The 23,907-nt window shown below is 71.5% G+C and carries 18 protein-coding genes, 1 tRNA gene and 1 riboswitch; of the genes, 16 read left to right on the plus strand and 3 right to left on the minus strand.

All coding sequences use genetic code 11. The annotated features are described in order from the left end of the window. The first annotated feature begins 98 nt into the window (after positions 1 to 98). The gene (locus IF04_RS0125190) at positions 99 to 863 is read left to right on the plus strand and encodes an HNH endonuclease family protein (RefSeq protein ID WP_051831543.1); all 765 of its coding nucleotides are present in this window, start codon (positions 99 to 101) and stop codon (positions 861 to 863) included. 176 nt (positions 864 to 1,039) lie between these two features. On the opposite strand, the gene IF04_RS0125195 is transcribed toward IF04_RS0125190, so the two are convergent. After that, entirely contained in the window at positions 1,040 to 1,864 is an 825-nt protein-coding gene (locus IF04_RS0125195) for a DUF4190 domain-containing protein (RefSeq protein WP_030262212.1), read from the minus strand. Between the two features lie 263 nt (positions 1,865 to 2,127). On the opposite strand from IF04_RS0125195, the gene IF04_RS0125200 reads away from it, so the two are divergent. From IF04_RS0125200 to IF04_RS0125265, 14 genes are all read left to right on the plus strand, one after another. Continuing rightward, positions 2,128 to 4,350: an N-6 DNA methylase gene (locus IF04_RS0125200; RefSeq protein WP_078600764.1), complete on the plus strand. Its 2,223-nt coding sequence runs from the start codon at positions 2,128 to 2,130 to the stop codon at positions 4,348 to 4,350. Positions 4,351 to 4,507: 157 nt separating this feature from the next. Next, complete coding sequence (locus IF04_RS0125205; RefSeq protein WP_030262218.1) at positions 4,508 to 5,149, plus strand: hypothetical protein; 642 nt, start codon at positions 4,508 to 4,510, stop codon at positions 5,147 to 5,149. Further along, positions 5,146 to 6,933 carry a serine/threonine-protein kinase gene (locus IF04_RS0125210; RefSeq protein WP_030262222.1) on the plus strand — a complete coding sequence of 596 codons (1,788 nt, stop codon included), beginning with the start codon at positions 5,146 to 5,148 and terminating at the stop codon, positions 6,931 to 6,933. The genes IF04_RS0125205 and IF04_RS0125210 overlap by 4 nt, the downstream gene beginning before the upstream one ends. 215 nt (positions 6,934 to 7,148) lie before the next feature. After that, on the plus strand, positions 7,149 to 7,778 hold the full coding sequence (locus IF04_RS0125215; protein ID WP_030262228.1) for a SurA N-terminal domain-containing protein: 630 nt from the start codon (positions 7,149 to 7,151) through the stop codon (positions 7,776 to 7,778). Between the two features lie 104 nt (positions 7,779 to 7,882). Continuing rightward, on the plus strand, positions 7,883 to 8,848 hold the full coding sequence (locus tag IF04_RS0125220; RefSeq protein WP_030262231.1) for a nucleoside triphosphate pyrophosphohydrolase: 966 nt from the start codon (positions 7,883 to 7,885) through the stop codon (positions 8,846 to 8,848). A 179-nt stretch (positions 8,849 to 9,027) separates the two neighbouring features. Next, on the plus strand, positions 9,028 to 10,353 hold the full coding sequence (locus IF04_RS0125225; protein WP_030262235.1) for a cytochrome P450 family protein: 1,326 nt from the start codon (positions 9,028 to 9,030) through the stop codon (positions 10,351 to 10,353). A 220-nt stretch (positions 10,354 to 10,573) separates the two neighbouring features. Continuing rightward, positions 10,574 to 11,590 (plus strand): LysM peptidoglycan-binding domain-containing protein, encoded by a 1,017-nt coding sequence (locus tag IF04_RS0125230; RefSeq protein ID WP_030262239.1) that lies wholly within the window; start codon positions 10,574 to 10,576, stop codon positions 11,588 to 11,590. Positions 11,591 to 11,866: 276 nt separating this feature from the next. After that, a riboswitch (cyclic di-AMP (ydaO/yuaA leader) is annotated at positions 11,867 to 12,035 on the plus strand. Between the two features lie 3 nt (positions 12,036 to 12,038). Next, positions 12,039 to 12,713 carry a LysM peptidoglycan-binding domain-containing protein gene (locus IF04_RS0125235; protein WP_030262242.1) on the plus strand — a complete coding sequence of 225 codons (675 nt, stop codon included), beginning with the start codon at positions 12,039 to 12,041 and terminating at the stop codon, positions 12,711 to 12,713. Positions 12,714 to 13,020: 307 nt separating this feature from the next. Beyond that, a complete protein-coding gene (gene eno, locus IF04_RS0125240) occupies positions 13,021 to 14,301 on the plus strand; it encodes a phosphopyruvate hydratase (RefSeq protein ID WP_030262245.1) in 1,281 nt (426 codons plus the stop codon). A 117-nt stretch (positions 14,302 to 14,418) separates the two neighbouring features. Beyond that, complete coding sequence (locus IF04_RS0125245) at positions 14,419 to 14,808, plus strand: FtsB family cell division protein (RefSeq protein WP_281179698.1); 390 nt, start codon at positions 14,419 to 14,421, stop codon at positions 14,806 to 14,808. Positions 14,809 to 14,851: 43 nt separating this feature from the next. Further along, on the plus strand, positions 14,852 to 15,415 hold the full coding sequence (locus IF04_RS0125250; RefSeq protein ID WP_030262253.1) for a DUF501 domain-containing protein: 564 nt from the start codon (positions 14,852 to 14,854) through the stop codon (positions 15,413 to 15,415). Next, positions 15,412 to 16,353: a Ppx/GppA phosphatase family protein gene (locus IF04_RS0125255; RefSeq protein WP_030262256.1), complete on the plus strand. Its 942-nt coding sequence runs from the start codon at positions 15,412 to 15,414 to the stop codon at positions 16,351 to 16,353. Before IF04_RS0125250 ends, IF04_RS0125255 begins: the two co-directional genes overlap by 4 nt. Before the next feature lie 422 nt (positions 16,354 to 16,775). Next, entirely contained in the window at positions 16,776 to 18,158 is a 1,383-nt protein-coding gene (locus tag IF04_RS0125260; RefSeq protein WP_030262259.1) for an NAD(P)/FAD-dependent oxidoreductase, read from the plus strand. Between the two features lie 268 nt (positions 18,159 to 18,426). Then, positions 18,427 to 19,740: an SAM-dependent methyltransferase gene (locus IF04_RS0125265; protein ID WP_030262262.1), complete on the plus strand. Its 1,314-nt coding sequence runs from the start codon at positions 18,427 to 18,429 to the stop codon at positions 19,738 to 19,740. A 67-nt stretch (positions 19,741 to 19,807) separates the two neighbouring features. Here IF04_RS0125265 and IF04_RS0125270 read toward each other — a convergent pair whose 3' ends face one another. Both IF04_RS0125270 and IF04_RS0125275 read right to left on the minus strand, forming a co-directional pair. Continuing rightward, positions 19,808 to 22,339 (minus strand): ABC transporter permease, encoded by a 2,532-nt coding sequence (locus tag IF04_RS0125270; RefSeq protein WP_030262265.1) that lies wholly within the window; start codon positions 22,337 to 22,339, stop codon positions 19,808 to 19,810. A 57-nt stretch (positions 22,340 to 22,396) separates the two neighbouring features. Continuing rightward, positions 22,397 to 23,179, minus strand: a complete 783-nt coding sequence (locus tag IF04_RS0125275; protein WP_030262268.1) for an ABC transporter ATP-binding protein — start codon at positions 23,177 to 23,179, stop codon at positions 22,397 to 22,399. A 429-nt stretch (positions 23,180 to 23,608) separates the two neighbouring features. Here IF04_RS0125275 and IF04_RS0125280 point away from each other — a divergent pair. Further along, positions 23,609 to 23,690, plus strand: a tRNA-Leu gene (locus IF04_RS0125280). Positions 23,691 to 23,907 lie beyond the last annotated feature (217 nt).

Genomic DNA, 23,907 nt, shown 5'->3' on the forward strand with positions numbered 1-23,907 from the left:
CGGTGGCCGGCCGCCGGCCCCGGCCCTCATGCCGAACCGAGGGCCGCCGTGACACAACCGAAGATCGCCGTGCCCCACGGCCTGCAACCGAAGATTGGATGTCCCCCTTGATACGGTCCGCGCTTCCCGTACGCCGTGCCGCGCTCTCCGCGACGGCCCTGGCCGCCACCCTCGCCCTGGCCGGCTGCAACCCGTCCGGCGGCAGCACTCAAGGAGACGGAAAGCGGAGCCCGGACGTTCCCACGGCGACGGGTGAACCGGGCAGTGCGCTGGCGGCGCTCGGCTCGCTCACGGTCAAGGGCCGGGCCCCGAAGACCGGATACGAGCGGGACCGCTTCGGCACCGCCTGGGCCGACACCGACAGCAACGGCTGCCCGACCCGCGAGGACATCCTCAAGCGCGACCTGACGCAGGTGCAGTACCAGGACGGACACTGCAAGGTGTCCAAGGGCGAACTGGCGAAGGACCCCTACACCGGGCAGCGGGTGATCTTCCGCCGCGGCAGCAGCCTGGTGGACATCGACCACGTCGTGGCCCTGTCGGACGCCTGGCAGAAGGGCGCCCAGCAGTGGCCGGCCGGCAAGCGGATCGCGCTGGCCAATGATCCGCTGAACCTCATCGCGGTCGGCGCCTCCGCCAATCGCCAGAAGAGCGACGGCGACGCGGCCACCTGGCTGCCGGCCAACAAGGGCTACCGCTGCGACTACGTCGCCCAGCAGGTCGCGGTGAAGAAGAAGTACGGCCTGTGGGTGACGCGCGCGGAGAAGGCGGCGATGGGGAAGGTGCTGAACACCTGCCCGGCCGAGCAGCTCCCCGCAGGCGGCAACCCCACCGAGGCCCCACCCCGCTTCCACGCGAACTAGCCGACCGAGGCCCCGCCCCGGTCCCGCGCCGGCCGACAGGCCGGGCGGTGCGGGAGACGGCGGCCGTGCCCGTCAGCCTGTGACGGCTGATCGGGCACGGCGCCGGTGGTCAGAGCCTGTGTCATCGCCTGGTCAGAGCGTGTGTCATCACCCTGATGCAGGCTCTCAGGGGCAGGTCACAGACCCAGGTCCCACTGGGACGCCTCGTGCTCCAGGCCCGGCGTCACCTCGATGTCGAGGTTCTTCGCCCCCGCCGGCGCGTCGAAGGCGAACTCCACGCTCGCGCTCTTGCCCGGCAGGATCTTGCCGTTGAAGCCCTCGCCGACCGTGCCGTCGAATATCTGCTCCGCGGCCTTGCCGTCCTTGCCGGCGCGCGCCTCGACCAGGGTCAGGGCGCTGTCGAACTTCTCCTTGCCCTTGTTCTCCAGATGCACCGTGATCTTGTAAGCCTGCTGGCCCTCCTTGTGGCCGACGGCGAACTCCCCGACGGTGTACGCCGTCGCCTTGGACACCGTGACGCTCAGGCCCGTGTCGTACTCGGCGGTGTCGCCTGCGTGCAGCGCCTCGCCCTCGGCGTCCTTCGCGCCGCCGCTCGTGCCGGCCGCGTCCTCGCCCTCCGAACCGCCGCTCTTGGGCTGCGCCGTGGAGGTCTCCAGCGACTTGTTGATCTCGTCGACCGTGTCCTTGACCGCGGTGAAGGTGATGACCGCACCGACCACCGACAGGATCAGCGCGGCGACGCCCAGCAGCACGCCCGCCAGCGCGACCCCCTTATTGGTGGCCTGACCGCGCTTGGCGCGGCCCCGGCCGACCAGGCCGAAGATCAGGGCCAGCAGACCGAGCGTGCCGGCGAACCAGAACATGAGCGGTATCAGGCCGGACAGGGCGCCGATCACGCCGAGCACGAGGGCCGCGATGCCCAGGCCGTTGCGCGCGGCCTGCGGTGCCGGAGCGCCCATCGGAACCGGGGCGCCGGGCGGGAACTGCATCTGCTGGGACATGGCTGTGGGTCCCTTCCGGGAGTCTCGATCGGTTCTGACGAATCGACCTGAAGAAAGAGAGAGGAGAAGAACGAGAAGAAAGTTGAGAAAGGTGGAGCTGGTGTCGCGATGACTCAATAACAGCAGAGGCTGTGAACCGAGTCAACACGGTTCACAGGAAAGAGTTAATTCACGGCGTGAAGGGGTTTGGGGCCGTGTCGTGGGTATGCTCGCTGACACAGGCGACACAGACGCGACGGAGCGATCGGACGGGAGCCAGTCAGGTGCCGGAGAACGCAACACCGGAGACCCCAGCGCAGACCGCGGTGGAAGCCGCGGTCGCGGCGGAGGTGACCGCTGCGGGTATCGCGCGTCTGGCCGGCGTGGGCCGGGCCGCGGTCAGCAACTGGCGCCGCCGGCACGCCGACTTCCCCAGGCCCATCGGAGGCACGGAGGCCAGCCCCGCCTTCGCGCTGACCGCCGTCGAGCAGTGGCTGCGCGATCAGGGCAAGCTCGCCGAGGTACCGCTGCGCGAGCGGGTGTGGCAGCAGGTCGCGGGCCACCCGGCCGGCGCCGCCACGGCCCTGCGGCATGTCGGAGCCGTCCTCCTCCTCGTCCGTGACCGCCCCGCCGTCTGGCGCGGACTCGCCCGCGCCGCGGACGATGCCGAGCTGACCGGTCTGCTGCCGCCCGCGCTCGACGCCGTCCTCGCCGCCCGGCTCGGCCCCGCCCACCCCGTCACGGGCCTCACCCGCGAGACCCTCGCCCCGTCCAGCGCCCTTGTCCGGGCGGCCGCCGAGCTCGCCGAGGACGCGGAAGGCGCTCCGTATGCGTACGAGTTCCTGCTCGGCCGCCATCTGGACGCCAACCCCCGGCAGTACACCCTCACCCCGCCCGGCCTCGCCGCCCTCATGGCCGAGCTCGCCGGCCCCGCCGCCACCGTCCTGGACCCCGCCGCCGGCACCGGCACCCTGCTGTACCCAGCGCAGGAGCCGGCCCCCGCGCAAGCGCCGAACGCCAAGGACGAACCCAGGGGAGCGGGGAACGCCAAGGAAAGGGGCAAGGGGACAGAAGAAGGGGACGGGCCGGATCCTCAGGCGCGGCCGGGGCCCGCCGAGCTCTACGGGCAGGAGGCCGACGCCGATCTCGCCGCGCTCACCGCCCTGCGTCTGGCCCTGCGTTCGCCGGAGACCCAGGTCCGGATCCAGGCCGCCGACACCCTGCGCGACGACGCCTTCCCCGACCTCGCGGTCGACGCCGTCCTCACCCATCCGCCCTTCAATGAGCGCAACTGGGGCCACGACACCCTGGCCTACGACCCCCGCTGGGAGTACGGCTTCCCGGCCCGTACGGAATCGGAGCTGGCCTGGGTCCAGCACGCGCTGGCCCGGCTCAAGACCGGCGGTACGGCCGTCCTGCTCATGCCGCCCGCCGCCGCCTCGCGCCGCTCCGGCCGCCGGATCCGTGCCGACCTGCTGCGCCGCGGCGCGCTGCGGGCCGTCATCGCGCTGCCCGCCGGCGCCGCCCCGCCGTACGGCATCCCGCTGCACCTGTGGGTGCTGCACCGGCCGGGCAGCGCCCCGCCGCCCGCCCCGCACCTGCTGGTCGTCGACACCGCCGAACTGGCCCCGGGCGGCCGGGACAAGCTCGACTGGCAGACCGTACGCGCCACGGTCCTGGATGCCTGGCGGGCCTTCGACCACGAGGGCGGCATCGAGGAGCGGCCGGGCGTGCGGCGCTCGCTGGCCGCCATCGATCTGCTGGACGACGACGTCGACCTCGCCCCGGCCCGGCACCTCCCGCCGCCCGCGGCGGGAGGCGGACCCGCCGAACTGGCCCGCGCCCACGAGGAGCTGACCGCCGCCCTCGCCCGCACCACCGATCTCGCGCCGGCGCCCGCGTCCGCCGGCCGGGCGGCGCCCGCCCGCTGGCCGCTGACCACCGTCGGCGAGCTGGCCCGGGGCGGCGCGCTGCTGCTGCGGGCCGGTGGGCCCGGTACGGCCGCGCTTGGTGAGGGACCCGTCCAGCTCACCGAGCACGACGTCATCGGCGGCACGCCGCCGTCCGGCACTCTCCCCGAACCGGCCACCGGGGACGCCCCCGAAGAGCCCGTCCTGCTCCAAGCGGGCGATGTAGTGGTGCCGGTCCTTGGCGGTGGCGCCATCGCCCGGGTCGTCGATGCCGCCACCGAGGGCGCGGCGCTCGGCCGGAACCTCTTCCTGCTGCGGCCGGACCCGTCCGCGCTGGACCCCTGGTTCCTCGCCGGATTCCTGCGCGGTACCGCCAACAACCGCCAGGCCAGCAGCTACGCCTCCACCGCCACCCGGCTCGACGTCCGCCGCCTCCAACTGCCCCGGCTGCCCCCGGCCGAGCAGCGCGGATACGGCGAACGCTTCCGGGCGCTCGCCGCGTTCGAGGAAGCGCTGCGCGAATCGGCCCGACTGGGCGAGCGCTTGGCACAGGGCCTGTACGACGGACTGACGGACGGGTCCATATCGCCGGGGTGATCCGGCGCGGGGGCCGGTGGGGTCGGCGCGGTCGGGGCGTGTTGTGGGGCTGTGACCGGACCGGGATGTGGACCCGTACAACCCAGGCGGTGTTGTCAGTGTCGGTATATACGCTCGAAAAAAACCGCCACGACGGCCATACCGACCAGGAGCAGCAATGCACGGCCCTGCCGCCCCGGCTCCGCCACCGCCCCGCCCCGCCAAGCCGGGCACGGTCGTGCTGCTGCGGGTGGTCTTCGTGGCGATCGCCGTGCTCAGCATCGGGATGCTCGCCTGGGTGACGTTGCTGCGTGCCGCGCTGGTGCACCGGCGGCCGGTGGGCTGGTGGATCTTCGGAGTGGACGCGGCGCTGGCCATCCCGCTGCTGGCCGTGGTGGGTTCGGTGCCCGAGAACGACTGGCGCGGGGACGTGGCGATGGCCCTGATCCTGTTGCAGATGGCCGGGGCCGTCGCGTACTACCTCGTGGTCGACATCCGCGCCCGGGCACGTTCGCTCGCGGGGTACCCGGCCGACCACGGCCGGACCATCCAGCCGTACGGGGCCCCTGCGTATGGAGTCCCCGCGTACGGAGCCCCGGGGCCGTACGCCTCCACGCCGAACCCGTACGCCGCACTCGGCCCCGCCCCCACCCCCACCCCCGTCCCCGCACATCCGCAGCCGTCGCAGGCGCAACCGCGTCCGCAGCGCATCGATCAAGTACGAGCCGAGCTGGACGAGCTCAGCGACTACCTCCGCCGGGGCGGAAACGCCGGCGAGAGCGCTGGGGATGAGAGTCGGCGTAAGGAGGAAGGGCGGTGAACGGCAGAGTCATCGGCGAGCGGTACGAACTCTCCGCGCTGCTCGGGCAGGGCGGCATGGGCCAGGTGTGGATCGCGTACGACCGGCGCCTGGACCGTCGGGTAGGCGTCAAGCTGCTCCGTCCCGACCGGCTGGCCGGCGCGCCCGACGCGGAGGAGCTGCGCCACCGCTTCGCGCGCGAGTGCCGGGTGACCGCGCAGGTCGACCACCCCGGCCTGGTCACCGTGCACGACGCGGGCAGCGACGGGGACGACCTCTTCCTGGTCATGCAGTACGTCGAGGGGGCCGACCTCGCCGACCACCTCGCCGAGCACGACCCCTACCCCTGGACCTGGGCCGTGTGCGTGGCGGCGCAGCTGTGCGCGGTGCTGGCGTCCGTGCACGCGGTGCCGATCGTGCACCGCGACCTCAAGCCGCGAAACGTCATGGTCAAGGCGGACGGCACGGTCACCGTCCTGGACCTCGGCATCGCCTCCGCGCTGGACACCGACACCACCCGCCTCACCCACACCGGCTCGCCCATCGGCAGCCCCGCCTACATGGCGCCCGAGCAGGCCATGGGCGGGACGGTCGGCCCGTACACCGACCTGTACGCGCTCGGCGTGCTGCTGCACGAACTGCTCAGCGGGTCCGTGCCGTTCGCCGGATCGACGGCGCTGGGCGTGCTGCATCGGCATCTGTACGAGATGCCGGTGCCGGTGCGGCAGTTGCGCCCCGACGTGCCCGAGGCGCTGGAAGCGCTGGTGCTGCGGCTGCTGGCCAAGGACCCCGAACACCGCCCGGCCGACGCGCAAGAGGTGTACCAGGCACTGGCCCCGCTGCTCCCGCACGCCGGCTCCGGAAGAGGGGGAGGGGCAGCGGGGATGTCGCTGCCGGGCGCGCCCATGGATCCGACCCGGCCGTTTCTGCTGCCGCATGCGCCGTGGCCGCGCCGTGCGGTGCCGCCGGGCGCGGCGGGTCCGACGGTGACGGCCGTACCGGTGGGAGCTGGACCGGTGGGAGCTGGACCGGTGGCAGCGGGGGCAGTGGCTGATGTACGGGCGCCCGCTGCACCGCCCATACCCGTGCCCGTACCGCCCGTGCCCGTACCGGCCATACCCGTACCGCCCGTTGCGGTACCGCACGTCCCCGCCGCGTCAGTGCCCGTGCCGCCGGGTGCGGACCCTCGTACACCGGCGTCCATACCGTCCTCCGCCCCCGCCTCCACGCCCACGCCCACCCTCCTAGGGCTGGACGTCGCGGCTGCTGTTGAGGAGGTCAAGCGGTTGCTGGACCACGGGCGGATCACGCAGGCCGTCGACATCCTGGGCGGCATCCTGCCGGCCGCCGCCGCGCGGCACGGTGAGCACTCGCCGGTCGTGCGGACGCTGCGCAAGCAGTACGCGGCCACGTTGATGGACGACGGGCAGTACCGGCGTGCGCTGCCGGAACTGCGGCTGCTGGCCGAGGAGTTCGCACGTGGGTCGGGTCCGCTGGCGGCCCGCCAGGCGCTCCAGTTCCGTTTCGAGGCGGCGCAGTGCCTGGAGCAGCTGGGCGAGGCCGCGGCGTCGCTGGAGGAGTACCGCACGCTGCTGCCGCACTTCGAGGCGGCGTCCGACGACCCCGTACGGCCGTTGGAGATACGGCGTTCCATCGGCCACTTGCTGCTCGCGCTCGGCGAGCGCGGTGCGGCGCAGGAGACGCTGGCCCGGCTGCTGTACGACGCGGAGCGGGTGCACGGCGCGCATCACGCCTTCCCCGCTGAGGTGCGCCGGACGCTGGAGTGGCTGGCCCGCGTCCGCTGAGCGGCCACAAGGCCGAACGGCCGCCGCCTGCCGCTCCGGAGTCGCTGCCCCGCCGCCCCACCCGGGTACGAAACACAAAAGTGCCGCAATCGTTGGTCGAATTGCTGGTCCGCGCCGCGCGGACTCCATACCATCGATCAACGCCAGGACTGATACGCCCGCGAGGTGCTGTGGAAGGCCCCCGCTGTCGTTCATGATCTTCGCCGGGAGGCCGAATGCTCCGCCGTAGGACTGCGCTCTCCGTTTCCGCCGCCGCGATCGTGGCGGCCCCGCTCCTGTCCGCCTGCGGCAATGACGCGCACCCAGGTGCCGCGGCCGTCGTGGGAGGCGAGCGGATCACCGTGGCGCAGCTCCAGGCGCGGGTGAAGAACGTCCGTACCGCCCAGGAAGGCGCTCCGCAGGGCGCCCAGCTCATCGAGAACACCGGCCGGCTCAGCCTGGCCACGCTCAACAGCATGATCTTCGACCGGGTACTGGCGCGCAGCGCGAAGGACGCCGGCGTCGAGGCCAGCCGTTCCGACGTACAGAAGTGGCGGTCCGCCGCCGAGCGGCGGGCCGGTGGCGCCGACCGGCTGAAGACGATGTGGCTGCAGCAGGCCATCGCGCCGGGCGAGATCGACGGCGTGGTGCGCAACCAGATCCTGATGGACGGGATCGCGAAGAAGCTGGGGGTGAACCGTCAGTCGCCGCAGGGGCAGCAGAAGCTGGCCCAGGCGCTGGCCAAGACCTCGCGCGACCTCGGGATCGACGTGAACCCGCGCTTCGGCAAGTGGGACGACCGCCAGGTCATGCTCGGCGAGGCGAAGACCCCGTGGGTGCGGGCGGAGCAGAAGCAGCAGGTGTGATGCCGGGGCGGCAGGCCACCCCGTACGGCATACGCCCGTCACGCGCCCGCCGTACGGGGTGGCCTGCCGCCCGGTCACCCGTCCCCGTGCGTTACGTTCGACGGGTGAACGCTTCCGCCACCGGCCGCCTGGTCCTGCTCACCACCAGCCACCGGGTCGCACCCGGCCTGCTGTCCTGGCCCGCGTGGCAGACGCTGCGCGAAGCCGACCGTGTGCTGTGCACCGACCCGGACCACCCGCAGCTGCCGTACCTCGCCGAGGCGGGCATCGCGGTCGAGACCGCGGCCGTGCCGAGCGCCCGTGAGCTGGTCGACTACTGCGTCGCGGAGGCCCGTACCGCTGTCGTACTGACCTCCGCCGACGGCGAGAGCGCGCTGACCGACGGGCTGGCCCGGCTCGCCGGGTCGGGCCGCGAGGCGATGCCCGACCTGGAGCTGCTGCCCGGTTCGTACGATCTGCCGGGCGCCCGGCTGCTGGACCTCGTACAGGTCATGGACCAGATCCGCGTCGCCTGCCCGTGGAGCGGCATCCGGACGCACGAGGACCTGGCGAAGTACGGCCTGGAGGAGGCGTACGAGCTGGTCGAGGCGATTGAGGAGGGGGACCGGGAGGCGCTCGCCGAGGAGCTGGGCGATGTGCTGCTCCAGGTGGTCTTCCACTCCCGGATCGCGCAGGACGACCCCGACGAGCCGTTCTCGATCGACGACGTCGCGGGCATCATCGTCGACAAGCTGATTCATCGCCATCCGCATGTCTTCGGCGACGAGGAGGCGGCGACGCCGGAGGACGTCAGGGCGCACTGGCTCCGGACCAAGGCCGTCGAGAAGCAGCGCGAGTCCGTGACGGAGGGCGTACCGCTGGGACAGCCGGCCCTGGCGCTGGCCGCGAAGCTGGCGTCCCGGGCCCGTACGGCAGGCCTCGACGTGCCGGTCGCGGGCGAGGGCATCGGATACGAGCTGCTGGCGCTGGCCGTACGGGCCCAGGCGGAGGGCACCGACCCGGAGACGGCGCTGCGGGCCGCGGCGCGTACGTACCGGGACGCGATCGTGGCGGCGGAGCGGGCGGGCTAGGCGGCCGGCTGTTTCCTGGCAGGGCCCCTCCCTCTCCCCATCCACAAAGACCTGGGGCTCACGGCAAAGTCCCCTCCCCCGCCTCCACCGCACTACCCAAAAAGCTACATCCCGCCACTGACAGTCACCGGGGCCTGTGGACAACCAGGGCCCTGTGGACAACCGGTTACGGTCGAGGGGTGCACGACACCACCGCCTCCGCCTGCCCGGAACTCTTCACCTGGGAGTTCGCCGCCGACCCCTATCCCGCGTACGCGTGGCTGCGCGAGCACGCGCCCGTCCACCGCACCGCGCTGCCCAGCGGGGTCGAGGCGTGGCTGGTCACCCGGTACGTGGACGCGCGCGAGGCGCTGGCCGACCCCCGGCTCTCCAAGAACCCGCAGCACCACAGCGAAGCCGCGCACGGCAAGGGCAAGGTCGGCATCCCCGGCGAGCGCAGCGCCAACCTGATGACGCACCTGCTCAACATCGACCCGCCGGACCACACCCGGCTGCGCCGCCTCGTCTCCAAGGCGTTCACGCCGCGTACGGTGGCGCGCTTCGCGCCGCGCGTACAGGAGCTGACCGACCAGCTCATCGACGGCTTCGCCGAGCGCGGCGAGGCCGACCTCATCCACGAGTTCGCCTTCCCGCTCCCCATCTACGCGATCTGCGACCTGCTGGGCGTGCCCCGCGAGGACCAGGACGACTTCCGGGACTGGGCCGGGATGATGATCCGGCACGGCGGCGGGCCGCGCGGCGGGGTCGCCCGGTCCGTGAAGAAGATGCGCGCTTATCTGGCCGATCTGATCCACCGCAAGCGCGAGTCGCTGGCGGCGGACGAGACCGAGGACGAGGATCTGATCTCGGCCCTTATCCGGGCCTCCGATCACGGCGAGCACCTCACCGAGAACGAGGCCGCGGCGATGGCCTTCATCCTCCTGTTCGCCGGGTTCGAGACGACCGTCAATCTCATTGGTAATGGCACCTATGCGCTGCTGCGCAACCCGGAGCAGCGGGCGCGGCTGCAGGCCGCGCTGGCCGCGGGCGACGAGGAGCTGCTCGCGACCGGCATCGAGGAACTGCTGCGCTACGACGGGCCGGTGGAGCTGGCGACCTGGCGGTTCGCGACGCAGGAGCTGACGATCGGCGGGCAGCGGATCGCCGCGGGCGACCCGGTACTGGTGGTACTGGCGGCCGCCGACCGGGACCCGGAGCGGTTCGACGCGCCGGACACCCTGGACCTCGGGCGCCGCGACAACCAGCACCTCGGATACGGGCACGGCATCCACTACTGCCTGGGCGCGCCGCTCGCCCGCCTCGAAGGCCGTACGGCGCTGGCGACGCTGCTGACCCGGCTGCCCGACCTCCGGCTGGCCGCCGACCCCGATGACCTGCGGTGGCGCGGCGGCCTCATCATGCGCGGGCTGCGGGCGCTGCCGGTGGGATTCACGCCGGAGAGCGCGCGGGAGACCCCGTCCGGAGCTCCGGACACCGCGCCGACCGGCGCGCCAAAAGGCGCATAGCGGAACGTCTCGGGCGGCGCGCGTACCGACCCCCGACGGGCCGTCAGGAAGGGCATTCGCGTACGTACCGGAAGACGCCAAGGGCGCCGGGGCCGGGAAGAACTGACCTGGCGTCAGCAGCGTGATCTTCGCGTGATCTCGGCTACACCGGGTTGAGACCGGAGCGGGCCCCCGCTACTTTGCCTGCGACAACTCAAGCCGCCGCTCGAAAGGTACTCGCATGCGCTCCGGCAACGGTAGACACCGCCGACCCCGTCAGGCCCCCGCCCTTCTGGTGGCGGCCTCCGTCACGGGGGCCGGGCTGGCCCTGCCGCTGCTGACCGCGGGCGGCGCCCAGGCCGCCGACACCGCCACCTGGGACCGCGTGGCGCTGTGCGAGAGCGGCGGCAGCTGGAGCGCCAACTCCGGCAACGGCTTCTACGGCGGGCTGCAGCTGACCCTGGAGATGTGGAAGGACTACGGCGGCGAGTCCTACGCCGAGCGCCCGGACCTGGCCAGCCGCTCCCAGCAGATCGCGGTTGCCGAGTCGATCCTGAACGACCGCGGCCCGGACGCCTGGCCGAGCTGTTCGGTGAACGCCGGCCTCGACGTCGACGGGCTGATACCCGACGTGGACCCGGGCAGCACGCAGACGCCCGCGCCGGAGCCCTCGGACGGCGGCATCGATCTCGGCTCCGGGAGCGGTACGGACACCGGCGACACCCAGCCGTCCGACGGCGCCACGGACGGCGCCACCGACGAGCCGTCGGCCACGCCGTCCGGCGACGCCGACTCCGGCGAGACGCAGCCCTCCGAAGGCTCTGCAGAAGAGCCCTCCGAAGGCGCCTCCGAGAGCCCCTCCGGGGACTCCTCCGAGCAGCCCACCACCGACCCCTCGACGAGCCCCTCGGGCTCCGCGCAGCCCTCCGAGGAGGTCACCGAGCCGCCCGCGTCGTCCGACGGCGGCACCTCCGCGCCCGGTACCGGCCGGCACCGTGGCAGTGCCGACGACAGCAAGGGCGACGGCAAGGACGGGCGCCCCGAGGGGCGGCACGCCTCGCGCGGCGGTGACGCTCACCGCGGTACCGGGGAGGGCGACGGCGTGTACACGGTGCGGCCGGGCGACAACCTCTCCGCGATCGCGGCGGAGTACGGGCTGGCCGAGGGGTGGACCGGTCTGTACGACGCCAACGAGGGCGTCATCGGAGCTGATCCGGACCTTATCCGGCCTGGTCAGCGACTCGACCTCGGGCAGTGACCGAGGGCCGCACGCCCTAAGTGCGCGATGGTTGCCCCCATTTGGGGAAAGTGAGACATGGGTCTCGTCCCGAGGTGTTCCGTCCGGCCTGTCCGTTCTTTTCCATACCGTGTTCGACCTGCGCAAACGGATGCCGTCGGTGATCGAAAACCGCAAAGTGTCCTACGAAAAGGTGGTTTGAACCGCCGAGGGGTGTGTGTTTACGTTCTTCACCGCTCGCACCAAGCGAGCCCGCCGATCATTCGCCGAATCCTGCCGGTGATCGGTCGGACAACCGTCGCGCAAGCGCCGTAGGCAGGAGCGGGGGACCCAAGGTAAGTGCCGTACCGCAGCGGAAACGCAGCGGCCGGCTTGGGGTGAAGCCGGGTGTGCGGAAGCGCATCCGGCCGGGCCACTCACAGCCCGAACCCGACAGCTCACCTCGCAGGCGTCGGTGAGGAAGAACAACATGCTCAAGGGCAAGCACCGCCGCCCCTCGAAGGCCGTCCGCGTCGTCACGCTCGCCGGTGTCGCCGGCGCCGCCGTGGCCGTCCCGCTGATGACCGCCGGTTCCGCCAACGCCGCCTCGGTCGCCACCTGGGACAAGGTCGCCCAGTGCGAGTCCGGCGGCAACTGGTCGATCAACACCGGTAACGGCTACTACGGTGGCCTGCAGTTCTCGAACTCCTCCTGGGCCGCCGCGGGCGGTACCAAGTACGCGCCGCGTGCCGACCTGGCCACCAAGGACCAGCAGATCGCCACCGCCGAGAAGCTGCTCGCCATGCAGGGCCCGGGTGCCTGGGGCTGCGCCGGTGCCGGCGGCCTGACCGCCGGTGGTCCGGCCGCGCAGGTGAACACCGGTGGCTCCGGCCAGGCCCAGCAGCAGGCCCCGAAGCAGGAGGCCCCGAAGCAGCAGGCCGCGCCGCAGCAGCAGCAGCAGGCCGCGAAGCCGCAGCCCGTGCAGCCCAAGGCCGACCCGAAGCCGGTGACCGGCCACGGCAACTACACCGTGAAGTCCGGCGACACCCTCGGCAAGATCGCCAAGGCGCACGGCAAGAACTGGAAGACCGTCTACGAGGCCAACAAGTCGACGGTCGGCGGCAACCCCGACCTGATCTTCCCGGGCCAGAAGCTCAGCATCTGAGTGGACCCCCGGTCGGCGTGAGCGCCACCCTGTGAGACTGCCCCGCCAGGCGCGAACCCCCGAGCGCGCCGGGCGGGGCTTTCCCCTTTCCGCGGTCGCCCGGGTGGCCATCCGGGCGGGCCGCCGCTCAGATGCGTACGGACCGATTCGTCCCGTACGTCCGCTGCAAAACGCAGGCGTTACCTACCGTTTTGCGGGCCTTTGGGTCCTTTTTCGTCTCACAGACGGGGCTAGGGGCAGGCGGACGGTCCCCGGGCCGTTAGGCTCGTGCTGCAGAACTCCAGATGACACCCATGAAGGAGACAACGTGCCGTCGATCGACGTCGTCGTAGCTCGCGAGATCCTCGACTCGCGAGGCAACCCCACGGTCGAGGTCGAGGTCGGCCTCGACGACGGCAGCACCGGCCGCGCGGCCGTGCCGTCGGGCGCCTCCACCGGCGCCTTCGAGGCCATCGAGCTGCGTGACGGCGACCCGAACCGTTACCTCGGCAAGGGCGTCGAGAAGGCCGTGCTGGCCGTCATCGAGCAGATCGGCCCCGAGCTGGTCGGCTACGACGCCACCGAGCAGCGCCTCATCGACCAGGCGATGTTCGACCTGGACGCCACCGACAACAAGGGCTCCCTGGGCGCCAACGCGATCCTGGGCGTCTCCCTGGCCGTCGCGCACGCCGCGTCCGAGGCCAGCGACCTGCCGCTGTTCCGCTACCTCGGTGGCCCGAACGCGCACGTCCTGCCCGTGCCGATGATGAACATCCTGAACGGCGGCTCGCACGCCGACTCCAACGTGGACATCCAGGAGTTCATGATCGCCCCGATCGGCGCGGAGTCCTTCTCCGAGGCGCTGCGCTGGGGCGCCGAGGTCTACCACACCCTCAAGAAGGTCCTGAAGGCCAAGGGCCTGGCCACCGGCCTGGGCGACGAGGGCGGCTTCGCCCCGAACCTGGGCTCCAACCGTGAGGCCCTCGACCTCATCCTGGAGGCCATCAAGGAGGCCGGCTACGCCCCCGGCCAGGACATCGCGCTGGCGCTCGACGTCGCCGCCTCCGAGTTCTACAAGGACGGCGCGTACGAGTTCGAGGGCAAGTCCCGCTCGGCCGCCGAGATGACCGAGTACTACGAGGAGCTCGTCGCCTCGTACCCGCTCGTCTCCATCGAGGACCCGCTCTTCGAGGACGACTGGGCCGGCTGGAACGTCATCACCGAGAAGCTCGGCACCAAGGTGCAGCTCGTGGGCGACGACCTGTTCGTCACCAACCCCGAGCGCCTGGCCCGCGGCATCGAGGAGAACTCCGCCAACGCCCTGCTGGTCAAGGTCAACCAGATCGGTTCGCTGACCGAGACCCTGGACGCGGTCGAGCTGGCCCAGCGCAACGGCTTCAAGTGCATGATGTCGCACCGCTCGGGCGAGACCGAGGACGTCACCATCGCCGACCTGGCCGTCGCCACCAACTGCGGCCAGATCAAGACCGGTGCCCCGGCCCGCTCCGAGCGCGTCGCCAAGTACAACCAGCTGCTGCGCATCGAGGAGATCCTCGACGACGCGGCGGTGTACGCGGGCCGCAGCGCCTTCCCGCGTTTCAAGGGCTGAGTTCCGGCCTACGGGGGCTGATGGTCCCCACCTCCGTACGTCCCCGGCAGCGGTCCCGTACCGTTGCCGGGGACGTACGTACGCCGTCGCGTACAGAGCACCCCAGGGGAGGCCACCGTGTTCCGCCGCAGCCGGCTCACCGGGCGCGCCGCGCTCCTCGTGCTCGTGCTGTGCTCGCTGGTCGTGGCCCTCGCGTATCCGATAAGGGCGTACGTCTCCCAGCGCTCGGACATCGCCGAGCAGCGCCGTGAGGCAGAGACGGCCCGCGAGGCGGTGCAGCGGCTGCGCCAGGAGAAGGCGCGCTGGCAGGACCCCGCCTACGTACGCCAGCAGGCCCGCCGCCATCTGCACTACGTGATGCCGGGGGAGACCGGCTACACCGTCGTGGACGGCACCGGTGCGAGCCGGCCGCGGGCCGGCCGGAGTGCCGTGCAGCGCCCCTGGTACGAAGCCATCTGGTCCGGCCTGGACTCCGCCGACGCGCGCCGCGGTGCCGCCGGGGGATGATGGGGCGGCCGACCGTTCAACCCTGACGACAAGAGAAGCCTGCATGGACACGCCGCCTCCCCAGACCGAGCCCACCGAGCCCACCGACGCGGACGTCGCGGCGTTCCGGGAGCAGCTGGGCCGCCCGCCGCGCGGCCTGCGCGCGATCGCGCACCGCTGCCCCTGTGGCAACCCCGACGTGGTCGAGACGGCCCCGCGCCTGGAGGACGGCACGCCCTTCCCCACGCTGTACTACCTCACGTGCCCGCGCGCGGCCTCCGCGATCGGCACGCTGGAGGCGAACGGCGTGATGAAGGAGATGACCGACCGGCTGGCCACCGATCCCGAGCTGGCCGCGGCCTACCGTGCCGCGCACGAGGACTACATCCGCCGCCGGGACGCCATCGAGGTGCTGCAGGGCTTCCCGAGCGCCGGCGGGATGCCGGACCGCGTGAAGTGCCTGCACGTGCTCGTCGGCCACTCGCTGGCGGCCGGTCCCGGCGTGAACCCGCTGGGCGACGAGGCGATCGCGATGCTGCCGGAGTGGTGGAAGAAGGGGCCGTGCGTGAGCCCGTGCGGCGCCGGCCACGAAGAAGGAGCCGCTGACGGAGAAGGAGACGCCCAGTGACCCGGGTCGCGGCCATCGACTGCGGTACGAACTCCATCCGCCTGCTCGTGGCGGACGCCGACCCGGAGACGGGTGAGCTGAAGGACCTGGACCGCCGGATGAAGATCGTCCGGCTCGGCCAGGGCGTGGACCGTACCGGCCGGCTGGCGCCGGAGGCGCTGGAGCGGACCTTCGCGGCCTGCCGCGAGTACGCCACGGTGATCGAGGAGCTGGGCGCCGAGAAGCTGCGCTTCGTGGCGACCTCGGCCTCGCGCGACGCGGAGAACCGTGAGGACTTCGTGCGCGGCGTGGTGGACATCCTGGGCGTCGAGCCCGAGGTGATCACCGGTGACCAGGAGGCGGAGTTCTCCTTCACGGGCGCGACGAAGGAGCTGACCGGGCGCGACGACCTGGAGAAGCCGTACCTCGTTGTCGACATCGGCGGCGGCTCGACGGAGTTCGTGCTCGGCGCGGACTCCGTGCGGGCAGCGCGCTCCGTCGACATCGGCTGCGTGCGGATGACCGAGCGGCACCTCGTGCACGACGGCGAGGTCACCGATCCGCCGACGGCCGAGCAGATCGCCGCCATAAAGGCGGACGTCGCGGCGGCGCTGGACCAGGCCGCGGAGACCGTGCCGCTGGGCGAGGCGCACACGCTGGTCGGCCTCGCGGGGTCGGTGACGACGCTCGCCGGGATCGCGCTGCACCTGGAGGAGTACGACTCGGCCGCGATCCACCACGCGCGGATCCCGCTGGCCAAGGTCCGGGAGATCACCGACCGGCTGCTCACCTCCACGCACGCCGAGCGCGCGGCGATCCCGGTGATGCATCCGGGCCGGGTGGACGTGATCGCCGCGGGCGCCCTCGTACTGCTGTCGATCATGGAGCGTACGGGCGCTCAGGAGGTCGTCGTCTCGGAGCACGACATCCTGGACGGGATCGGCTGGAGTCTCGCCTGAGAGGGCCGCTGAGGGCCTTTGAGAGGTACTTGGAAGGGGCCTCGGAGCGTGCGAATGACGCGTTCCGGGGCCCCTTCGCGACGTGTCGCCGAGAAAGTTCGTGAAACTCTTCACATGAAAAAAGGGCCCCTTGGGCGAACAAACCGTCCGCCGGGACGCCGTTCGGGGCTCACCTGGGCGGACCGCCCTGGGAATGTGCGCTTTCGACGCTGTTAAAGAAGCCCTTATGCGGCCGGTGGTCCAGTCTCACGGAAGCGCGCAACCGCTGATGAGAAGGGGTGCCGAACGCTCGGCCGTCGATTGTGGTTCCCCGGTGGCGCTATGGCGTCGATCACGAAGGCGCGGAGTGTAGCAGACCCCTCTTCCGTGCTTGTGAAGGCCCTCACGAGCGACCCCCCAAGTGGGGGTGGATACTCGATGACATGAGCACCACGGAGCGTCCCAGGATCCTCGTTGTAGGCGGTGGGTACGTAGGCCTGTACGCGGCACGCCGCATCCTCAAGAAGATGCGGTACGGCGAGGCGACCGTCACGGTCGTCGACCCGCGCTCGTACATGACGTACCAGCCCTTCCTCCCCGAAGCTGCGGCCGGCAGCATTTCTCCGCGCCACGTCGTGGTTCCGCTGCGACGTGTGCTTCCCAAGGCGGAGGTCCTCACCGGCCGCGTCACGACCATTGACCAGGACCGCAAGGTCGCCACCGTCGCGCCGCTCGTCGGCGAGGCGTACGAGCTGCCCTTCGACTACCTGGTCATCGCGATGGGCGCGGTCTCGCGCACCTTCCCGATCCCCGGCCTGGCCGAGAACGGCATCGGCATGAAGGGCGTCGAGGAGGCCATCGGCCTGCGCAACCACGTCCTCGAGCAGCTCGACAAGGCCGACTCCACGACGGACGAGGAGGTCCGCCGCAAGGCGCTGACCTTCGTCTTCGTCGGCGGCGGCTTCGCCGGCGCGGAGACCGTCGGTGAGGTCGAGGACATGGCCCGCGACGCCGCGAAGTACTACACGAACGTGAAGCGCGAGGACATGCGCTTCCTCCTGGTCGACGTCGCCGACAAGATCCTCCCCGAGGTCGGCCCGAAGCTCGGCGCCTACGGCAAGGAGCATCTCGAGGGCCGCGGCGTCGAGGTCTACCTGAAGACCGGCATGGACTCCTGCGTCGACGGCCACGTGGTCCTGAACAACGGCCTCGAGGTCGACGCCAACACCATCGTGTGGACCGCGGGCGTCAAGCCGAACCCGGCGCTGTCCCGCTTCGGTCTGCCGCTGGGCCCGCGCGGCCACGTCGACACCGCCGCCACCCTCCAGGTGCAGGGCACCGACTACATCTGGGCCGCGGGCGACAACGCCCAGGTTCCGGACCTCGTCGGCCGCAAGGCCGGTAACGAGAACGCCTGGTGCCCGCCGAACGCCCAGCACGCGCTGCGCCAGGCGAAGATCCTCGGCGACAACGTGGTCTCCGGCATGCGGGGCTTCCCGCAGAAGGAGTACAGCCACGCCAACAAGGGCGCGGTCGCGGGCCTCGGTCTGCACAAGGGCGTCGCGATGATCGTCCTGGGCAAGACCAAGATCAAGCTGAAGGGCCGGCTGGCCTGGTACATGCACCGCGCGTACCACGGCATGGCGATGCCGACCTTCAACCGCAAGATCCGGGTCTTCGCCGACTGGACGCTCGGTATGTTCCTCAAGCGCGAGGTCGTCTCGCTCGGTGCGATGGAGAACCCCCGCGAGGAGTTCTACGAGGCTGCCAAGCCCGCGCCGAAGCCGGCCGCCGCCGAGGACAAGACGGCCGCCAAGGCCTCCTGAACACCGGCTTCCTGACCACGCGTCGGAAAGCCACGCAGTACACACGCCGAAGGGCGCCTGCCATCCGTGGGGCAGGCGCCCTTCGGCGTATCCGTATACGGGTCACGGGGCGCCTCCGAGAGACGCTCCTTCGGCGTATTCACAATGGCGCCGGTAACGGGCTTTGCTGTTCCCTTACGAACGAACGGGACTACCCGGGCCCCGCCAGGCGTTTACGTGGTGGGTGAAACTATCTCGCCCCGACTCGTCAATAACGGAGGTGTGCGACATGGCCGACGCCGCTGGACGGCTCACCAAGCTCGCGGAGGAGGTACTGGGCGCCCCGCTCCCCGTACGCATCCGGGCCTGGGACCACAGCGAGTCCGGTCCGCCAGGAGCCCCGGCCCTCGTCTTCCGCAGCCGTCGCGCGCTGCGCCACCTGCTCTTCAAGCCCGGCGAACTGGGCCTGGCGCGCGCCTGGGTGGCCGGCGACCTCGATGTCGACGGAGACCTCTACGCCGCCCTGGACGGTCTCGCCGAGATGATCTGGGAGCGCGGCCCGGAGGACCAGGCCAAGCCGCAGCGCGCCGCCGTGCTGCGCGCGCTGGCCCGCCCCGAGATCCGCAGCGCGGCCCGCGAACTCCTCTCGCTCGCCGGCGCGCCCCTGCCGCCCCGCCCGCCCGCCGAAGAGGCCCCGAAGAGCCACGGCCCGCTGCACACCCTGCGCCGTGACAAGCAGGCCATCAGCCACCACTACGACGTCGGCAACGACTTCTACGAGCTGGTCCTCGGCCCGTCCATGGTCTACTCCTGCGCGTACTGGGAGAGCCCGGATTCGACGCTGGAAGAGGCCCAGCGCGACAAGCTCGACCTCATCTGCCGCAAGCTGGACCTCAAGGAGGGCGAGCGGCTGCTGGACGTGGGCTGCGGCTGGGGCTCGATGGTGCTGCACGCCGCCGAGCACTACGGCGTGCGCGCGGTCGGCGTCACGCTCTCCGAGGAGCAGGCCGCGTACGCCCGCAAGCGCGTGGCCGACGCCGGGCTCACCGACCGCATCGAGATCCGCGTTCAGGACTACCGCCTGGTCAAGGACGGCCCGTACGACGCGATCTCCTCCATCGGCATGGCCGAGCACGTCGGTCGCGCCCGGTACGCCGAGTACGCCGCCGACCTGTTCGACCTGCTCAAGCCGGGCGGCCGGCTGCTCAACCACCAGATCGCGCGGCGTCCGATGGCCGACGAGGACAGCTACAGCGTCGACGAGTTCATCGACCGCTACGTCTTCCCCGACGGCGAGCTGGCCCCGGTCGGGCAGACCGTCGGGGCGCTGGAGGACGCGGGCTTCGAGGTGCGCGACGTGGAGGCCATCCGCGAGCACTACGCGCTGACGCTGCGCCAGTGGGTGGCCAACCTGGAGCGCCACTGGGACCGCGCCACCCACCTGACGACGCCGGGCCGGGCGCGCGTCTGGCGGCTGTACATGGCCGCCTCGGCGCTCTCCTTCGAGCGCAACCGCATCGGCGTGAACCAGGTCCTCGCGGTCCGTACGCCGGAGGGCGGGGCATCCGGTATGCCGCTGCGGGCACGGGAGTGGCGGAGCTGAGACGCGCGTACGCGAGAGCCCCGGTCCGCGAGGGACCGGGGCTCTCCTGTACTTCAGGTGCGTGGGCTCACTCCGCCTTGATCGCGGCCAGCATGTTCAGCCGGGCGGCGCGGCGCGCGGGCCAGAGCGCGGCCAGTACGCCGACCAGCGCGGCGAGCGCCAGGAAGAGCCCCAGCCGGCCCCAGGGCAGCACCATCTCGTACGTGTCGAGGCTGCCCGAGATGAGCCTGCCGCCGGCCCAGCCGAAGAAGACGCCGAGGCCGATGCCCAGCACTCCGCCGAAGAGCGAGATCACCAGGGACTCCAGCCGGACCATCCGCTTGATGCCGCGCCGGTCGAGGCCGATCGCTCGCAGCATGCCGATCTCCTGGGAGCGTTCGAACACCGACATCGCGAGGGTGTTGACCACGCCGAGCACCGCGACGATCACGGCCATGGCGAGCAGCCCGTAGAGCATGTTCAGCATCAGGGTGACCGACTTGGCGATGCCCTCGGAGATGTCCTGCTTGTCCTGGACCTGGATGGCCGGGTTGTCGCCGAGCGCCTTGATCAGCTTGCTCTGCGCGGCGTCCGAGGTGCCGCCCGCGGTCTTCACCATGACCTGCATGTCGGACGGGTCGCCGAGGTGCGGGGTGAGGGTGGCGTTGTCCAGCAGGATGCCGCGGATCAGCTCGTTGCCCTCGTAGATGCCCGCGACGGTGAGCCGCTGCTTGCTGCCGTCCTCGTACGCCACCGTGAAGGTGGAGCCGGCCTGCCAGCCCTTCTCCTCGGCGGTGTCGTCGTCGACCACGACGTCCTTGCCGCCCACGGTGAAGGCGCCGTTCTTCAGGGGCAGGTCGGTGAGGTCGCCGATGGTGCGCCCGTTGACGCCGGTCAGGTACTCGGTCGAGCTCGCGATCCGGGCGGGGGCGTTGCGCATACCGCTGACCGCGGTGACGCCGTCGGTCCCGTCGAGCTTCTTCCCGACCTCGGGCGAGAGGGAGCTGCCGTTCGCCATGGAGACCACGTAGTCCGCCTTCAGCGCGGAGGTGGCCATCTTGTCGACCGCCTGCTGCGAGCTGCCCGCGATCACGGTCATGCCGGTGATCAGGGTGAGGCCGATCATCAGCGCTGCGGAGGTGGCGGCGGTGCGGCGCGGATTGCGTACCGCGTTCAGCCGGGCGAGCTTGCCGGAGACCCCGAAGGCGCGCAGCAGGGGGCCCGCGGCCGCGATCAGCGGGCGGGACAGCAGCGGCGTGAGGACGAAGATGCCGATCACCAGCAGCGCGGCGCCCAGCCCCATCGGGAGCTGCCCGGAGTTCATGTCCTGCACGCTCGTGGCGTACAGGACGACGGCGATGCCCGCGGCGGTGAGCAGGGTGCCGAGGGTGTTCCGCAGCACCAGGGACTTGGTCGTGGCGGTGGCGTGCACGCTGTTCATCGCGGCCACCGGCGGGATCTTGGCGGCCCGGCGGCCCGGCAGCCAGGCGGCGAGCATGGTGACCAGGATGCCGACGGCCAGGGAGGCGGCGACGGTACCGGGCGAGATCACCAGCGGACCGTCGGGCAGGGGCACGTCCGTGGCGCCCATGACGGCCCGCAGCCCGGCGCCGATGCCGATGCCGACGGCCAGGCCGGCCACGGCGGCGATGGTGCCCACGACGAACGCCTCGAAGAGCACCGAGCGGGTGACCTGCTTGCGGGACGCGCCGACGGCGCGCAGCAGGGCCAGCTCCTTGGTGCGCTGGGCGACCAGCATCGTGAAGGTGTTGGCGATGATGAAGATGCCGACGAAGAGCGCGATGCCGGCGAACATCAGCAGCGTGGTCCGGAAGCTGTCCATCGACGAGGCGATCATCTCGGCCTGGTCGTCGGCGAGCTGCCGCGCGGTGGTCGTGGACGCCTGGTCCTTCGGCAGCGCGTCCTTGAGCTGCGCCTGCAGTGCGTGCTGCGAGACGCCGGCCGCCGCCTTGACGTCGATCCGGTCGTACGCGCCTTCCTTGTGGAAGAGCCGCTGGGCGGTGGGGGTGTCGAAGAGGGTGAGCGAGCCGCCGGCCGCGACGGTGCCGTCGTCGGTGGTGAAGATGCCGGAGATCTTCGGGGTCAGCACCGGGCCGTCGACGGAGACGCGGACGGTGTCGCCGACCTTGTAGCCGGTCCGCTCGGCGGTCTTCGCGTCGATCGCGACCTCGTGCGGGCCGTGCGGGGCGCGGCCGCTCTTCAGCGGATGGCGGGGGTCGTGGCTGCCCCAGTAGTTGCCGCCCTGGGTGGAGAAGCCGGTGCCGACGAGCTTGCCGTCCTTGCCGGCGAGCGCGGTGAAGCCGGTCACCGAGCCGATCGCGGAGTCGGCGCCGGGCACCTGTCCGGCCTTCTTCAGCAGGGCCTCGGAAAGCTGGGGCGGCGGCGCGGGACGGTCGCCGCGGTCGGGCTGCGACTCGGGCTCGACGGCCACATCGACATGGTCGAAGCCCTTGGCGGAGCTGCTCTGCTGGGCCTGGGAGATGGTGTTGGTGAAGACCAGGGTGCCGGACACGAAGGCGACGCCGAGCGTGACGGCGAGCACGGTCATCAGCAACCGGGCCTTGTGCGCGAGGACGTTGCGCACGGCGGTACGGAACATGAGTGGGTCAGTCCTGACGGTGAAGAGTGCGGTGGGGGAGGCGTACGTACGGGCCGGTCAGCTCGTACGGCCCTTGGCGTCGAACCCCTTCATGCGCTCCAGGACCTTGTCCGCGGTCGGGCCGGCCATGTCGTCGACGATCCGGCCGTCGGCCAGGAAGACGACGCGGTCCGCGTAGGCCGCGGCCACCGGGTCGTGAGTGACCATCACCACGGTCTGGCCGAGCTCGCGCACGGAGTTCCGCAGGAAGCCCAGTACCTCCGCGCCGGAGCGCGAGTCGAGGTTGCCGGTGGGCTCGTCCGCGAAGATGATCTCGGGCTTGGAGGCCAGCGCGCGGGCCACCGCGACGCGCTGCTGCTGGCCGCCGGAGAGCTCGCTGGGGCGGTGCTTGAGCCGCTCGGAGAGGCCGACCGTCTCCACGACCCGGTCCAGCCACTGCTTGTCGGGCTTACGGCCCGCGATGTCCATCGGCAGGGTGATGTTCTCCAGCGCGCTGAGCGTCGGCAGCAGATTGAACGCCTGGAAGATGAAGCCGATCTTGTCGCGCCGCAGCTGGGTGAGCTTCTTGTCCTTCAGGCCGGTCAGCTCGGTGTCGCCGATCCGGGCCGAGCCGCGGGAGACCGTGTCCAGCCCCGCCATGCAGTGCATCAGCGTGGACTTGCCGGAGCCGGAGGGGCCCATGATCGCGGTGAACTCGGCCTGCCGGAAATCGACGCTGACGCTGTCCAGGGCGACCACCTGGGTCTCGCCCTGTCCGTAGACCTTGGTGAGATCCGTGGCGCGGGCAGCCACCGCGGTGGCGCGGGTGGCGGTGGGAACGCCGGAGTGGAGGGTGGTCACGGGATGGTGCTCCTGTCGGGACGTAGGGGCCGTGTAAACGGTCGGATTCCATCGTCCGGGAGCGGATCGTGCCGGGCGTCAGTCCCTGCGCCGGTCTCGCAGGGGGCCTGCGGTCGGACCCGGGAGGCTCCGGGTCCTCCTTGGGGATGAGGGCGACCCTGAGGCGCTGACGCGCCGGCGGGGGGCGTGGGACGGTCACGGTAAGGGGCGCGGCAGGCATCGAGTTTCCGTCAATCCGGGGGCAGCGGCGCCGGTGGGGCGTGAGCGGGGCGGTTCGGCCCTGGGCATGTGCCGAAGGCCAGTACCACGTGCTGATGCACCCTCAGTTGCCAATAAAATAAGACAACCTCGGGCCCACCCGCCGCTGTTCGAGTGGCGCTGCGGGCTAGGCTCGTGGTGCCGTCTTCGTGACGGCGTGGGGGGTTTCGGGCCCGGATGGTGGAATGCAGACACGGCGAGCTTAAACCTCGCTGGCCTTCGGGCCGTGCCGGTTCAAGTCCGGCTCCGGGCACGCTCCCGGCCCCGCCCCCCTAGGTCGTGTCCACAAAGTCCCGCCTGACCCGCGACGCCTGGCACGCACGCTCGCTGCGTTGTCGGGATCGCCCACGTAGGCCCACTACGAGGACGACCCTCCGCCTTGCGATCGCACGCACCAGACGCCGCGGGCCCACGGTAAAGGTTTCCCCACCTGTGTCCGGGTGGCCCCGAATCGGCTTGCTGAATACAAG

The sequence above is a fragment of the Streptomyces violens genome (genome assembly GCF_000717745.1).
Lineage (GTDB): Bacteria > Actinomycetota > Actinomycetes > Streptomycetales > Streptomycetaceae > Streptomyces > Streptomyces violens.

What these genes read in the sequence shown, in the direction of transcription:
- IF04_RS0125230 (WP_030262239.1), top strand. Translation starts at nt 10,574, where the DNA reads ATGCGCTCCGGCAACGGTAGACACCGCCGACCCCGTCAGGCCCCCGCC.
- IF04_RS0125195 (WP_030262212.1), bottom strand. Translation starts at nt 1,864, where the DNA reads ATGTCCCAGCAGATGCAGTTCCCGCCCGGCGCCCCGGTTCCGATGGGC.
- IF04_RS0125250 (WP_030262253.1), top strand. Translation starts at nt 14,852, where the DNA reads ATGGACACGCCGCCTCCCCAGACCGAGCCCACCGAGCCCACCGACGCG.
- IF04_RS0125270 (WP_030262265.1), bottom strand. Translation starts at nt 22,339, where the DNA reads ATGTTCCGTACCGCCGTGCGCAACGTCCTCGCGCACAAGGCCCGGTTG.
- IF04_RS0125205 (WP_030262218.1), top strand. Translation starts at nt 4,508, where the DNA reads ATGCACGGCCCTGCCGCCCCGGCTCCGCCACCGCCCCGCCCCGCCAAG.
- IF04_RS0125190 (WP_051831543.1), top strand. Translation starts at nt 99, where the DNA reads ATGTCCCCCTTGATACGGTCCGCGCTTCCCGTACGCCGTGCCGCGCTC.
- IF04_RS0125265 (WP_030262262.1), top strand. Translation starts at nt 18,427, where the DNA reads ATGGCCGACGCCGCTGGACGGCTCACCAAGCTCGCGGAGGAGGTACTG.
- IF04_RS0125235 (WP_030262242.1), top strand. Translation starts at nt 12,039, where the DNA reads ATGCTCAAGGGCAAGCACCGCCGCCCCTCGAAGGCCGTCCGCGTCGTC.
- IF04_RS0125260 (WP_030262259.1), top strand. Translation starts at nt 16,776, where the DNA reads ATGAGCACCACGGAGCGTCCCAGGATCCTCGTTGTAGGCGGTGGGTAC.
- IF04_RS0125215 (WP_030262228.1), top strand. Translation starts at nt 7,149, where the DNA reads ATGCTCCGCCGTAGGACTGCGCTCTCCGTTTCCGCCGCCGCGATCGTG.